A 13,636-nucleotide genomic window follows, 5' to 3' on the forward strand; every position below is an offset into this window, starting at 1 on the left:
CGTGCCCACGACGCGAGGGCACGGGGCGCGCCGTGGGAGGATGGCGGTCGTGTCCACCACGCCTGCCCCGAGCCCCGACGTCGTCCGGTTCGCGTCCCGCGGCTCGTCGCACTACGACATCCTGCTCGCCCTGTTCTGCGTCGTGATCGTCGTGTCGAACATCGTCGCCAGCAAGGCGGTCGAGATCGGCTCGGGCGTGGTCATGCTCGGCCCGGTGCAGCTGTGGCCGCTGGTGGTCGACGGGGGAGTCGTGCTGTTCCCGCTGGCCTACGTGCTCGGCGACGTGATCTCGGAGGTCTACGGCCTGCGCGCCGCCCGCCGGGCGATCCTCACCGGCTTCGCCGCCGCCGCACTCGCCACGGGCACCTTCTTCGTGGTCCAGCTGATGCCCGGCGCCTCCTGGTATGAGAACCAGGCGGCGTACGAGGCGGTGCTGGGCCCGGTCGCGCAGATCGTCCTGGCCAGCCTGGCGGGGTACCTCGTCGGCCAGCTCCTCAACTCGTGGGTGCTGGTGCGGATGAAGCAGCGCAACGCCGAGCGCCGGCTGGTGGCCCGCCTCATCGGCTCCACCGGCGTGGGCGAGGTGGCCGACACCCTGATCTTCTGCGCGATCGCAGCGTCGGCCATCGGCGTCTCCACGTTCGGCGCCTTCGTGAACTACTTCGTCATGGGCGTGGTGCTGAAGGTCGGGGTCGAGCTGCTCGTGATGCCCCTCACCGTGCGGGTCATCGCGTGGCTCAAGCGGCGCGAGCCCACCTACCTGGCCGCCTGACCCGCGAGGTAGCGACCCAGCCACTCGGTCCTGAGCGCCGCGAAGTCGCCGGCCTCGATCGCCGTGCGCATCGAGTCGACGAGACGTACGAAGAAGCGCTCGTTGTGGATCGAGCACAGGGTCGCGGCGTTGTACTCGTTCGCCTTGAACAGGTGGTGCAGGTAGGCCTTCGTGTAGTGGGCGCAGGTGTAGCAGTCGCAGCCCTCCTCGATCGGGCCGAAGTCGCGCCGTGATGCCGCCACCATGAGGTTGTAGCGGCCGGTGGCGCTGTAGACCCGCGACGACCGGGCGACCCGGGTGGGCGTGACGCAGTCGAATGTGTCGCAGCCCGCCTCGACGCCGGCGAACAGGTCCTCGGGCTCGCCGATGCCCAGCAGGTGGCGCGGACGGTCGTCGGGCAGCTCGTCGGTGACCCAGCGGACGATCGCGCCGAGGTTCTCCTTCTCGATGGCGCCGCCGACCCCGTAGCCGTCGAACGCCAGGTCGGCCAGGCCGCGCGCGGCCTGACGTCGCAGGTCCTCGTGCTGGGCACCCTGCACCACGCCGAAGAGAGCTTGCCGCGGGCGCTCGGGATGGGCCGCCCGCAGCCGCTCGATCTCCGCGAGGCAGCGCTGCGCCCACGCCTGCGTGCGTCGCAGCGAGTCCTCCTGGTACTCGCGGCTGTTCATCAGCGTGGTCAGCTCGTCGAACGCGAAGATGATGTCGGCGCCGAGCTGGTGCTGGATGCCCATCGACACCTCGGGCGTGAACCGGTGCTTCGACCCGTCGAGGTGGCTCTTGAACGTGACGCCGTCCTCGTCGACGTGGGCGAGGCGGTCCTTGCCGGGGGCGATCACGTCGTCGGCCTCGGCGCCCACGGCGTCCATCGCCAGGGTCTTCTTGAAGCCGGCGCCCAGGCTCAGCACCTGGAAGCCACCGGAGTCGGTGAAGGTCGGGCCGTGCCAGTTCATGAAGGCGCCGAGGCCGCCGGCGGCCTCCACGATGTCGGCGCCGGGCTGGAGGTACAGGTGGTAGGCGTTGGCCAGCACGGCCTGCCCGCCCAGGTCGGAGATCGACTCGGGGAGCACGGCCTTCACGGTCGCCTTGGTGCCCACCGGGATGAACGCCGGGGTGCGGATCGAGCCGTGGGGGGTCTCGATGGTGCCCGATCTTCCGGGGGCGTCCGGCAGGGTGCTTCCGACGGTGAACACGGCCCCATCCAAACAGACGGGGCCGTGTCCGACGTCAGGCGCCGGGGCGGTCGACCAGCTCGACGCGCGTGGCATCGCGCTCGCTGGCGCCCATGGCCGCGGCGAGCCGGTGGTGCACCGCACCCTCCCGGTGACGGCTCTGCCGGTCGAGGGCCAGGCCGAGGGCCTTCTGGGCCCAGGCGCTGGTCGGCTCGAGCTCGGTGAGCGTGCGGAACGCCTCCTCGGCCGGGCCCAGGTGGGCGGCGGCGAAGTGGGCGCGACCCATCAGCTCGCACACGGCGGCGTTGCGCGGCTCGAGCTCGGCCACGGGGCGCAGCACGCGGGCGGCCTCACGCGGGAAGCGGGAGTCCAGGAGCTCCTCGGCGTAGCGGAACGCCTCCAACGGCTCCATCGCCTCGATCTTCTCGTCCGTCAGCGTGGGCTTCATCCAGATGGTCATGTTCCGCTCCTCTCGTCACCGCTTCCAACGGCGCAGGGGTGCGGAATGTTCCCGGGTCAGTCCTGGGCGCCGGGCGTGGCCTCCGGGGCGGGCTCGACCGTGGGGTTGGTCGTGGGATCGGGAGACTGCGGCGCGGGCGCTGCGGTGGTCGGCGCGGTGGTGGGGGCGGTCGTTGGAGCCGTGGTCGGGTCGTCGGAGGGGCCGTCCGTGGGCCCGGTCGACGCGGTGGGATCCGGCTCGTCCTGCGGGTCGGTGCCCGTGCCGCGGTCCTGCCAGGGGCGTCCGATCGTGGGGTTGTCGGTGTTGCCGAAGGACGCCCCGGTGGCCAGCTCGTACGCGCCGATGGCCAGCAGTGCGGTGCCGAGGGCGAGTCCGGCCCAGACGAGGATGCGCTTCCACGACAGCGCGCGCTCGGAGTCCTCGACCGCGATGGCGGACGCCTGCTCGGTGACGAGGATCTCACCCTCCTCGCCGTTCTCCTCGCCCGCGGGCGCCGATCGTGACACGACCGTGCCGCTCTCGGTGATGAACGTGGTGCCGCGGTCGAGACCGCGCACGTAGAAGGCGCTGGCGATCGACGCCACGAGGCTGCCGACCGCGGCGCCGATGATCGTGCCTGCGACACCGAGGTAGGACGCGACCCACGCCGACGTCATCGCCGCGAGTGCACCGGCCACCAACTGGAGCCAGGACAGTCCGGAGAAGGAGCCGTTGCGAGACATGACCTCCAGACTAACGAGGCGGACCCACCTCCCCGGGTGCCCGCGAACGTCAGGCCAAGGCCTGCTGGAGGTCCTCGAGCAGGTCCTCGACGTCCTCGATCCCGACCGACAGCCGGACGAGGTCCTCAGGGACCTCGAGCTGCGATCCGGCGGTCGACGCGTGGGTCATGGCGCCCGGGTGCTCGATGAGCGACTCCACTCCGCCGAGGCTCTCGGCGAGGGTGAAGACCCGGGTGCGCGAGCACAGGTCGAGGGCCGCCTTGCGGCCGCCGGCGAGGCGCAGCGAGATCATCCCGCCGAACCGCCGCATCTGGCGCGCCGCGACCTCGTGGCCCGGGTGGTCGGCCAGGCCGGGGTAGCTGACGTGGCTGACGGCCTCGTGGTCGACCAGCATCCGCGCGATCGCCTCGGCGTTGTCGCAGTGGCGATCCATGCGGACCGCGAGGGTCTTGATGCCGCGCAGGGTCAGGTAGGCGTCGAACGGCCCGGGCACGCCGCCCGCACCGTTCTGCAGGAACGCGAAGGCCTCGTCGAGCGCGGGGTCGGAGGTGACGAGCGCGCCACCGACGACGTCACTGTGCCCGCCGAGGTACTTCGTGGACGAGTGCAGGACGATGTCGGCCCCCAGGGCCAGTGGCTGCTGGAGGTAGGGCGACGCGAACGTGCTGTCGACGAGCAGCTTCGCCCCAGCGGCATGCGCGATCTCCGCGGAGGCCGCGATGTCGGCGACGTTGAGCAGGGGATTGGTCGGGGTCTCGAGCCACACCACCTTGGTGCGGTCGGTCATCGCCGCCGCGATGGCGTCGGGATCGTTGACCGGCGCGGGCGTGTGCTCGATGCCCCAGTGCGAGAACACCTTGTCGATGAGCCGGAAGGTGCCGCCGTAGGCGTCGTCGGGGATCACCAGGTGGTCGCCCGGGCGCAGGAGCGCGCGCAGCGCCGCGTCGGTGGCCGCCATGCCCGAGGAGAACGCCCGTCCGTGGGTGCCTCCCTCGAGCGCGGCGAGGTTCGCCTCGAGCGCCCGGCGGGTGGGGTTGCCGGTGCGCGCGTACTCGAAGCCCTCGCGCATGCCCCCGACGCCGTCCTGGGCGAACGTGGAGCTGGCGTAGATCGGGATGTTCACCGCGCCGGTGCGCGGATCGGGATCCTGGCCGGCGTGGATCGCGCGGGTGGAGAAGCCGCCGAGGTCGCTCATACGTGGACTCCCAACAGGTCGTGACGGGTCAGGACGCCGAGCGGCTTGCCCTCGTCGACCACCATCAGTGCGTCGCTGCCCTTGAAGGCGTCGAGGGCGGCGGACAGGTCCTCGCCCGAGCCGATGATCGGCAGCGGCGGCTCCATGTGCTGGGCGACGGCGTCGGTCAGCTGGGCGCGGCCCTCGAAGACCGCGCTGACGAGCTCGCGCTCGCTGACGCTGCCGGCGACCTCGCCGATGACCACCGGCGGCTCGGGGCCGACGACGGGCATCTGCGAGACGTTGTACTCGCGCAGGATCTCGATCGCGTCGCGCACCGTCTCGGACGGGTGGGTGTGCACCAGCGCGGGCATGGCCCCGCTCTTGCGGCGCAGGATGTCGAGCACGTGCAGGTCGGCCGGGTGGCCGTCGAGCGGGGTGCGCAGGAAGCCGTAGGAGGCCATCCAGTCGTCGTTGAAGATCTTCGAGAGGTAACCGCGTCCGCCGTCGGGAAGCAGCACCACGACGAGGTCGTCCGGACCGAGGCGCTCGGCCACGCGCACGGCGGCGACGACGGCCATGCCGCAGGAGCCGCCGACCAGGAGGCCCTCCTCACGGGCGAGGCGGCGCGTCATGTCGAAGGAGTCGGCGTCGGAGACGGCGATGATCTCGTCGGGGATCGCCGGGTCGTAGGCCGAGGGCCAGAAGTCCTCGCCGACGCCCTCCACGAGGTACGGGCGCCCGGTGCCGCCGGAGTAGACCGAGCCCTCGGGGTCGGCACCGATGACCTTCAGGTCGGGTCGCTGCTGCTTGAGGTAGCGCCCGGCGCCGGAGATCGTGCCACCGGTACCCACGCCGGCGACGAAGTGGGTGATCGCACCCTCGGTGTCGCGCCAGATCTCCGGACCGGTGGTCTCGTAGTGGCTGGCCGGGCCGGCCGGGTTGGAGTACTGGTCGGGCTTCCAGGCGCCCTCGGTCTCGCGCACGAGGCGGTCGGAGACGTTGTAGTACGAGTCCGGGTGGTCCGGCGGGACCGCCGTGGGGCACACGACGACCTGCGCGCCGTAGGCCTTCAGCGTGTTGCGCTTGTCCTCGCTGACCTTGTCGGGGCACACGAAGATGCACGAGTAGCCGCGCTGCTGGGCGACGAGAGCGAGACCGACGCCGGTGTTGCCGGACGTGGGCTCGACGATCGTGCCGCCGGGCTTGAGGGCGCCGGAGGCCTCGGCCTCGTCGACCATCTTGACCGCGATGCGATCCTTCGCGCTGCCTCCGGGGTTCAGGTACTCGAGCTTGGCCACGACGGTGGCCGCGCCTTCGGGTACGACGGAGTTCAGCCGGACTAGGGGTGTGTCGCCGATGAGGTCGACCACGTGGTTCGCGATGGCCATGACCCCATCATCGCACCGCGGGTCTGACGCGCCCGATCAGGACCGGAGCGGCCGACCGTTGCCGTCGCGCGAATCGGACACGAGCATGATGATCCCGTCGATGAAGGGCCAGATCGCGCCCAGGCCGCACGTGAAGACCGTGACGAGCAGCTGGGCCAGGCCGATCCCCGTGTGGCCGGCGTAGAACCGACCGATGCCGAGAGGGATCAGGATCTGCAGCAGGCCCGCGACGATCTTCGACTTGTCCGAGAACGGGATGCCGGTCTTGGGATCGATGCCGTACGGCGCCCCCGGCATCGCCCACCCTCCCGGCGGCGGCGGCGGGGGAGGAGGAGGCGGCGGCGGTGGGTTCGGCGGGCCCGAGGGCCCGCCGAACCGCAGCGTCGGATCGTGGTCGCCCGCTCCCTGGTCGGGATCGGGGTACGGCTCGTCCGGCGGGGTGGTCATGACCGCACGCTACCGCTGGATCAGACCACCGCGCCCTCGTCGGGCATGCCGCGCCCGTCGAGGATGTGCGAGTACGGGTCGGCCTTGTGGCGCGGGTCCTTGTCCGGGTGGTACGGCCAGCGCTCCTCCAGCAGCAGACCCAGCGTGGCCGCCGTGAACACCGTGGAGAAGTGGCCGAACAGCAGGCCGAGCAGCACCGCGATCGAGAAGTCGCGCAGCGAGTCGCCGCCCAGCACCATCAGCGCGGCCAGGATGAACGTGGCACCCATCGCGGTGTTGATGGTTCGTGGCAGGGTCGACAGGATCGCCTCGTTGACCATCTCGCGCAACGGGATGTCGCGGGTTCGGGTGCGTTCTCGGATGCGGTCGAGCACGACGATCGAGTCGTTCACGGCCAGGCCGATGATGGACAGGATGGCCGCCAGGAACACGCCGTCGATCGGCTTGCCCCACCAGGCGAAGACGCCCACGACCGCGAGCACGACCGAGGCCATCGACACGATGGCGGCCGCGGCCCACGTCCAGCGGAAGCGCCACGCCAGGTAGGCCATCTGCGCCGCCACCGCGATGAGGAAGGCCAGCAGCGCCTTGTTGCGCAGCTCCTTGCCCAGCGTGGGGTCGATCGTGTCGGAGCGGACCTGGACGGTCTCACCGCCGACCTCGGCGATCGACGAGCGCACCTGCTCGGCCTGGTCCTCGTTGATCTTGGGCAGGCGCACCGAGATGTTCTCCCCGCCGTCGGCGGACGAGGACTGCACGACCGCCTCGGGGAACCCGGCGTCGGCCACGGCCTCGCGGGCCTGGTCGGGGGTGACCACCTCGGCGGTCGAGTACTCGATCTGGCGGCCGCCGGCGAACTCGACGCCGAGGTTCAGGTCGCGCACGATGATGCCGCCGATCGCGACGGTGGCGACGCCCAGGGAGATGACGACCCACATGCCCGCCCGGCGGACGAGGTAGGGGCCGTGCTCGTTCAGCCAGCGACGCACGCCGGAGATGCCGGCGATGCCGCTGACCTGCGGGTGCGAGCGGATCCAGCTGCGCTTGACCAGCATCTCGGTGAGCCAGCGGGCCACGACCAGGGCGGAGAACATCGAGGCGATGACGCCGATGGTCAGGGTGATGCCGAAGCCCTTGACCGGGCCGGCCGACAGGAAGAACAGCAGCAGCGCGGCCAGGATCGTCGTGACGTTGGAGTCGATGATCGCGGACCAGGCCTTGGAGAAGCCCGTGGTCAGGGCTGAGAGCAGGCCGGACTTCGGATTCTCGTGATACTCCTCGCGCGCTCGTTCGTAGACCAGCACGTTGGCGTCGATCGCCAGGCCGATCGCGAGCACGAAGCCCGCCAGGCCGGGCAGGGTCAGCGTGGCCCCGAGCAGCACCAGCGCGGCGTAGGAGACGAGGGCGTAGACGCACAGCGCGATCGTGGCCATGACGCCGGTCGCACGGTAGATGAAGATGATGAAGAGTCCGGTGAGGAACAGGCCGATGATGGAGGCCTGGATGGAGTCGTCGATGGCGGCCTGGCCGAGCGTCGGGCCGACGGTGCGCTGGTCGATGATCTCCACCGGGACCGGCAGGGCGCCGCCCTTGATCAGCGCGGCGAGCTCGTCGGCGCTGGCCTGGGTGAAGTCACCGGTGATGCTGGTCGAGCTGCCGCCACCGGACTGGCACAGCTCGGGGACGATGCCGGGGGACGAGATGACCTCGTTGTCCAGGATGATCGCGATCCGGTTGCCAGCCGCGGTGTTGGCGCACGCCGAGGTCACCAGGTCGCGCCAGGGCGCACGGCCGGTGCCGTTGAACTCGACGTTGACGACCCACTCGCCCAGGCCCTGCTGGGGCAGCGCAGCGTTCGCGTCGCTGATCCCGTTGCCGTCGAAGGCGACCGGGCCGAGGAGGATGTTCCCGCCCTGCTCGTCGGGCAGGACGACCTCGCCCTCGGCGGGCTTGGTGTTCTCGTCCGCGGGGGCCTTGACCTCGCGGAACTCCAGGGTGGCCGTCTGGCCGATGACCTCGGCGGCCTTCTTCGGGTCCTGCACGTCCGGCAGCTCGACGATGATCCGCTTGTCGCCCGATCGCGCCAGCGTGGGCTCGGAGACGCCGAGGGCGTCGACGCGGCCGCGTAGCACCTCGAGGGCTCGATCGGTGGACTCGGCGTTCGCCTCGACGCGGTCGGTGGACTGGGTCTCGAGCGTGATCTGCGTGCCGCCGCGCAGGTCGAGGCCCAGGTTGGGCTTCATGGTGAAGGCGATCGCGAGCGAGCCGACGATCACGACGAGGCAGATGAGCCCGCGCCAGAAATTGGTCTTGGAGGACATGGGTGACTTTCGATGGGGGCCGAGGACGGCGAAGTACGAGGGGTGGCGAAGACGGACCGGGCCGGTCAGGCCAGCGGCGGTGCGCGCCCGGCCGGCGCGGGAACCGCTCGGCCCACCTGTGCGGCGACCAGTGCGGCGGCGAACGCCACCATGGCGGCAGCGATCAGCGACAGCGTGGTGTCGAGCGTGCCCGCGGGCAGGTCGACGGACACGGAGTGGTCGTCCGAGGTCGCCTTGGCGACCGTGACCCGCGGCTGTGCGGGCTCGTCCCCGGCCGACATCGTCGTGCCCGTGGCACGCCGCTCGGCACCGGAGAGTCCGGCGAGGGCACCCAGCCCGAGCATGCCGGCCAGCAGCACGGCTGCCAGGGCCGCGACGAGACGTCGCGCGGCATGGGTGGTCCGGATCACCCGCCGAGTGTAACCGCCCTACGGTGGGTGCGTGAGCACACGACATGTCCTGGGAACGAGCGGTATCGACGTCGGCCCCGTCGGGATCGGCTGCAACGCCTTCGGGGCGCGCATCGACGGCGACCAGGTGGTCGCCGTCGTCGACGCCGCCTTCGAGCACGGGGTGCGGTTCTTCGACACGGCCGACACCTACTCCCTCGGCGAGAGCGAGACGCTGCTCGGCGCCGCACTGCAGGGGCGCCGCGACGAGGTGGTCATCGCCACGAAGTTCGGCATGGACATGCAGGGGCGCAACGGCGACGACGGTGGACGGCGGGGGAGCGCGGCCTACGTCCGCCGTGCCGCCGAGGCCAGCCTGCGCCGTCTCGGCACCGACGTCATCGACCTCTACCAGCTGCACACCCCGGATCCGGGCACGCCGATCGAGGAGACGCTCGGCGCGATGACCGAGCTGGTCGACGAGGGCAAGGTCCGTGCGATCGGCTGCTCGAACTTCACCGCGTGGCAGCTGGTCGATGCCGACTGGGTGTCCCGGACCGCGGGGCTCGCGCACTTCGCGACCGCGCAGAACGAGTACTCGCTGTACAACCCCGCGGCCGAGGTCGAGCTGGTGCCGGCCTGCCTCGAGCTGGGCGTGGGCCTGCTGCCGTACTTCCCGCTCGCCTACGGGCTGCTCACCGGCAAGTACTCGCGTGACGCCGAGCCCGAGGCGGGCACGCGCCTGGCCGGACAGCGAGCACGCTGGGAGGGCGCGGACTGGCAGCGGATCGACCTGCTGCAGGCCTTCGCCGATGAGAGGGACATCACACTGCTCGAGCTCGCGATGGGTGGACTCGCGTCACGGCCGGCCGTGTCCTCGGTGATCGCCGGCGTCTCACGCCCGGAGCAGGTGGCGTCGAACGTGGCTGCCGCGAGCTGGACTCCGACGGCGGAGGACTCGGCCGCCCTGGACGATCTGCTGGCGCCCGAGCACTCGTACACGACGTTCGCTCCGCGCTGATGCGGAGGGCATGGAGAGGGAGGGGCGCGCCGGGTCGGGAGCGCCTCACGGCGCGTGGCCGCTCGTAGCGGCTGATGTTGGGACCCGGGGCTACCTCGACCCGGCGCACTCACCATTTTAATGCATCGGGACCAAACGCAGGGGATCACCGAGGCATTTCGGGAAGCGGCTCAGTGCAGCTCGCCGTGGCGCTCCGCCTCGGCGGCGGCCCTCAGATGGCGGGCCGTGTCGACGAGGCGGGCGGCGCTGGCGGTGTCCCCGCCCTCCATCTGGCCGCGGCCGACGCCGACGATGTGCGCGAACGCCGCCGCCCGGTCGAGGGAGACGTCGAAGTCGGCGGCGACGATGCCGCGCACGACCGTGTCGACCAGCTCGACGACCTCGTTCGGTCCGGGCGGGTCGACCACGCCGGCGAGGACCTCCTGCACGGGCGCATAGGCACGGCCCGCGGCGAACTCGCGCGACGCCTGCACGGGGTTGTGGTGCACCCACGTGCGCAGGGCGTAGAGCCGCCAGAGGGCCCCCGCGACGGTCTCGGGCGGAGCCTTGGCCCACATCTCGGCGATGACCCCCATGCCCTCGGAGTCGGCCAGGTGCAGCACCCGCTCGACCAGGTCGCGGTCGGCGCGGTCGCGCGCCCCGCGCACCAGCAGCGAGGCGATCCGGTGGCCGGCGGCGGTGCGCTCCGCCGGGTCGTCCGGGTCGGGCAGCGAGTCGAACACGGCTGCCCCGGGCAACGACGGCTTGTGGAAGTCGGCCATGCGTTCGAGCGTAAACCCGGGCCGGTGACTGCGTGAGCAGATGTCCGGTGTCGTGCGGATGCGCGCAGGATCAGGGGTCGATGAGCGCGGCGGCGATCGGCGCCGCCACCAGCTCGATCTGCCAGTTCCGGCTGCCCCGCTCGCGCAGCTCCTCGGCGATCGAGGCCGGGTCGAGGTCGCTCGGCGGCTGCCAGGCCAGCGCACGCACGATGGCCGGGCCGATGAGGTTCTCGGCCGGGACGTTGTACTGCTCGGCGATCCGGGTGACCTCGGCGCGCACGCGGACCAGGCGCGCGGCGGCGACCGGGTCCTTGTCGGCCCAGGCGCGCGGAGGCGGGGGACCGTCGGAGCGCTGGCCCGAGGTGGGCAGCTCGTCCTCCGGGAGGCCGAGGGCCTCCTCGATCGCGTCGAACCAGTCGTCGAGGAACCGGCGCGGGCCACGCCGACGCATCGTGGGGTCGTTCTTGAGCGCCGTGAACGAGTCGGGGGCGTGCGTGGCCAGCGACACGATCGACGCGTCGGGCAGGATGCGGCCCGGGGTGATGTCGCGGTCGGCGGCGATCTCGTCGCGGGTGTGCCACAGGGCCCGGACGATGGCCAGGGCACGGCGGCTGCGGATCTTGTGGATGCTCGAGGTGCGGCGCCACGGGTCCTTGCGCTCGGGCGGCCCGGTGAACGACAGGAGCGCGTCGAACTCCTCGCGCGCCCAGCCGTCCTTGCCCGCGGCCTTCAGGTCGGCCAGCACGAGCTCGCGCAGCTCGAGCAGGACCTCCACGTCGAGCGCCGCGTACTCCAGCCACGGCTCGGGCAGCGGCCGGGTGGACCAGTCGGCGGCCGAGAACTCCTTGGCCAGGCTCATGCCGAGGTAGTGCTCCACGAGGGCCGCCAGGCCGACGCGCGGCAGGTTCAGCAGCCGGCCGGCGAGCTCGGTGTCGAACAGCGACGCGGGCCGCAGCCCGACCTCGGCCAGGCACGGCAGGTCCTGGGTGGCGGCGTGCAGGATCCACTCGGCGTCGCCGAAGGCCAGGCCCAGCTCGCCGAGGTCGGGGAACGCGATCGGGTCGATCAGCCAACTGCCCGAGCCCTCACGGCGAACCTGGACGAGGTAGGCGCGCTGGGAGTAGCGGTAGCCCGAGGCGCGCTCGGCGTCGAGGGCGATCGGTCCCTCGCCGAGGGAGATCTCGGCGCAGGCGCGGGCCAGTGCGTCGTCGGTGTCGACGACCGGAGTGAGCGGCTCGCGGAGGCCGAGTCGGGGGAGGACGGGCTCAGGAGCCTCGTCGATGATCTCTTCGGGTTCGTTCGTCAACGGGAGGCGCGCCTACGAGTGAGGGGGACGACACCGGGTGCCAGGGGCGGCAGGCCGGCGAGCTTGCCGAGCAGTTCCATCCACGCCGAGGCGTGCGGCTCGAGCCCGCCGTGGGGCGTCCAGGAGGCGCGCACCTCGATCTGGGCGTCGGTCTCGTCGTCGGTCATCGCGCCGAAGCCCTCCGAGCGAACGACGGTGATGCTGCCCGCCGGGTTGGTGTGCTCGGCGCCGGCGCCCTCGAGCGCGTCGGTCAGCCAGCTCCAGCCGACCTGGGTGATGAGTGGGTCGGTCGCCATCTCCTGCTCGATGTCGGCACGGGCGAACGTGACGCAGCGGAACGTGCCGTTCCACGCGTCGTTGCCGGCCGGATCGTGCAGCAGGATGAAGCGACCCGTGCCCAGCTCGACGTCGGCGACGACCACGTCGGCGGTCATGGCGTGGGCGAACGGGGCGATGCGCTGCGGAGCCGGCATCTCACCGAGCTCGAGCTCGGGGCGCGCGACGGCGCGCTTCACTTCCTCGACAGCCCGCGTGAACGGTGCCGGGATGCCTTCAAGCTTGGTTCGGGCGCCCACACCGTGATCTTAGGCACGGAATGCGGGGGCCGGAGGCCCGACACGCAGGCGTGACAGACTCGTGACGTGACCAACGATGTTCGCGACGCCCCCGTCGACAGCGCCATCACGAGCCCGTTCCTGCGTGCGTGCCGTGGACTCGAGCCCTCCCACACGCCGGTCTGGTTCATGCGACAGGCCGGTCGCTCCCTGCCGGAGTACCTCGCGATCCGCGAGGGCGTGCCCATGCTCGAGTCGTGCTTCCGCACCGACATGGTCGTCGAGATCACGATGCAGCCGGTGCGCCGCCACGGCGTGGACGCGGCCATCTTCTTCTCCGACATCGTCGTCCCGCTGAAGGCGATCGGCGTCGACCTGGACATCGTCCCGGGCACCGGGCCCGTGGTGGCCGACCCGATCCGCTCGGCCGACCAGCTCGGCACCCTGCGCGACCTGGAGCCCGACGACGTCACCTCGATCACCGACGCCGTGCGTGGCCTCGTCGGCGAGCTGGGTGGGACGCCCCTGATCGGCTTCGCCGGCGCACCCTTCACGCTCGCCTCCTACCTCGTCGAGGGCGGTCCCTCGCGCGACCACCGGCGCACCAAGGAGCTGATGTACGGCGATCCCGACCTGTGGCACGCGCTGCTCGGGCGGATCGCGGCCATCGCGGGGCAGTTCCTGCGGCTCCAGGTCGAGGCAGGCGCCTCCGCGGTCCAGCTGTTCGACTCGTGGGCCGGGGCGCTGTCGCCGTCCGACTACGACACCTACGCGCGTCCCCACTCCGAGGCCGTCCTCGCGTCCGTCGCCGACCTCGACGTGCCGCGCATCCACTTCGGTGTCGGCACGGGTGAGCTGCTGTCGCGCATGGGCGAGGCCGGCGCCGACGTCGTGGGCGTCGACTGGCGCGTGCCGCTGTCCGAGGCGATCGGCCGGGTCGGCGATCGCGCCGTCCAGGGCAACCTCGACCCGACGCTGCTGTTCGCGCCCACCGAGGTCGTCCACGCCCGCGCGGCCGAGGTGATCGAGGCCGGACGCGCTGCCCAGGGCCACGTCTTCAACCTCGGGCACGGCGTGCTCCCGGCGACCGACGCCGACGCGCTGACGCGCCTCGTCGACTTCGTGCACGCGTACGAGCCGGAGGCCTGA

At 71.6% G+C, this 13,636-nt stretch carries 14 protein-coding genes; 3 read left to right on the plus strand and 11 right to left on the minus strand.

The genetic code is table 11. The annotated features are described in order from the left end of the window. Positions 1-49 precede the first annotated feature (49 nt). Positions 50-772, plus strand: coding sequence for a queuosine precursor transporter (locus B5D60_RS14470; RefSeq protein ID WP_407922760.1), 723 nt, complete (start codon positions 50-52; stop codon positions 770-772). On the opposite strand, the gene tgt is transcribed toward B5D60_RS14470, so the two are convergent. The 8 genes from tgt to B5D60_RS14510 form a co-directional block, all read right to left on the minus strand. Next, complete coding sequence (gene tgt, locus B5D60_RS14475; RefSeq protein WP_231948888.1) at positions 757-1,962, minus strand: tRNA guanosine(34) transglycosylase Tgt; 1,206 nt, start codon at positions 1,960-1,962, stop codon at positions 757-759. The two genes, B5D60_RS14470 and tgt, sit on opposite strands and share 16 nt — an antisense overlap. Before the next feature lie 34 nt (positions 1,963-1,996). After that, positions 1,997-2,401: a hypothetical protein gene (locus B5D60_RS14480; protein ID WP_078700812.1), complete on the minus strand. Its 405-nt coding sequence runs from the start codon at positions 2,399-2,401 to the stop codon at positions 1,997-1,999. A 56-nt stretch (positions 2,402-2,457) separates the two neighbouring features. Continuing rightward, on the minus strand, positions 2,458-3,123 hold the full coding sequence (locus tag B5D60_RS14485) for a hypothetical protein (RefSeq protein ID WP_078700813.1): 666 nt from the start codon (positions 3,121-3,123) through the stop codon (positions 2,458-2,460). A gap of 49 nt (positions 3,124-3,172) precedes the next feature. Then, positions 3,173-4,318 carry a cystathionine gamma-synthase gene (locus B5D60_RS14490; protein ID WP_078700814.1) on the minus strand — a complete coding sequence of 382 codons (1,146 nt, stop codon included), beginning with the start codon at positions 4,316-4,318 and terminating at the stop codon, positions 3,173-3,175. After that, positions 4,315-5,688, minus strand: a complete 1,374-nt coding sequence (locus B5D60_RS14495; RefSeq protein ID WP_078700815.1) for a cystathionine beta-synthase — start codon at positions 5,686-5,688, stop codon at positions 4,315-4,317. Before B5D60_RS14495 ends, B5D60_RS14490 begins: the two co-directional genes overlap by 4 nt. Before the next feature lie 36 nt (positions 5,689-5,724). Continuing rightward, on the minus strand, positions 5,725-6,135 hold the full coding sequence (locus B5D60_RS17255) for a TM2 domain-containing protein (protein WP_078700816.1): 411 nt from the start codon (positions 6,133-6,135) through the stop codon (positions 5,725-5,727). Between the two features lie 20 nt (positions 6,136-6,155). Beyond that, a complete protein-coding gene (gene secD / locus B5D60_RS14505; RefSeq protein ID WP_078700817.1) occupies positions 6,156-8,456 on the minus strand; it encodes a protein translocase subunit SecD in 2,301 nt (766 codons plus the stop codon). Between the two features lie 65 nt (positions 8,457-8,521). Next, complete coding sequence (locus tag B5D60_RS14510) at positions 8,522-8,866, minus strand: hypothetical protein (protein WP_078700818.1); 345 nt, start codon at positions 8,864-8,866, stop codon at positions 8,522-8,524. 31 nt (positions 8,867-8,897) lie between these two features. Here B5D60_RS14510 and B5D60_RS14515 point away from each other — a divergent pair, with 31 nt between their 5' ends. Beyond that, positions 8,898-9,866 carry an aldo/keto reductase gene (locus tag B5D60_RS14515; protein WP_078700819.1) on the plus strand — a complete coding sequence of 323 codons (969 nt, stop codon included), beginning with the start codon at positions 8,898-8,900 and terminating at the stop codon, positions 9,864-9,866. 170 nt (positions 9,867-10,036) lie between these two features. On the opposite strand, the gene B5D60_RS14520 is transcribed toward B5D60_RS14515, so the two are convergent. The 3 genes from B5D60_RS14520 to B5D60_RS14530 all read right to left on the minus strand — a co-directional run bounded on the left by B5D60_RS14520 (position 10,037) and on the right by B5D60_RS14530 (position 12,508). Next, positions 10,037-10,627 carry a hypothetical protein gene (locus B5D60_RS14520; protein ID WP_078700820.1) on the minus strand — a complete coding sequence of 197 codons (591 nt, stop codon included), beginning with the start codon at positions 10,625-10,627 and terminating at the stop codon, positions 10,037-10,039. A 70-nt stretch (positions 10,628-10,697) separates the two neighbouring features. Then, the gene (locus tag B5D60_RS14525) at positions 10,698-11,933 is read right to left on the minus strand and encodes an HRDC domain-containing protein (protein ID WP_078700821.1); all 1,236 of its coding nucleotides are present in this window, start codon (positions 11,931-11,933) and stop codon (positions 10,698-10,700) included. Then, positions 11,930-12,508: a DUF3000 domain-containing protein gene (locus B5D60_RS14530; RefSeq protein ID WP_078700822.1), complete on the minus strand. Its 579-nt coding sequence runs from the start codon at positions 12,506-12,508 to the stop codon at positions 11,930-11,932. The genes B5D60_RS14525 and B5D60_RS14530 overlap by 4 nt, the downstream gene beginning before the upstream one ends. A gap of 66 nt (positions 12,509-12,574) precedes the next feature. Here B5D60_RS14530 and hemE point away from each other — a divergent pair, with 66 nt between their 5' ends. Further along, positions 12,575-13,636, plus strand: coding sequence for a uroporphyrinogen decarboxylase (gene hemE, locus B5D60_RS14535; protein WP_078700823.1), 1,062 nt, complete (start codon positions 12,575-12,577; stop codon positions 13,634-13,636).

The organism is Aeromicrobium choanae, from assembly GCF_900167475.1.
GTDB classification, from domain to species: Bacteria; Actinomycetota; Actinomycetes; order Propionibacteriales; family Nocardioidaceae; genus Aeromicrobium; species Aeromicrobium choanae.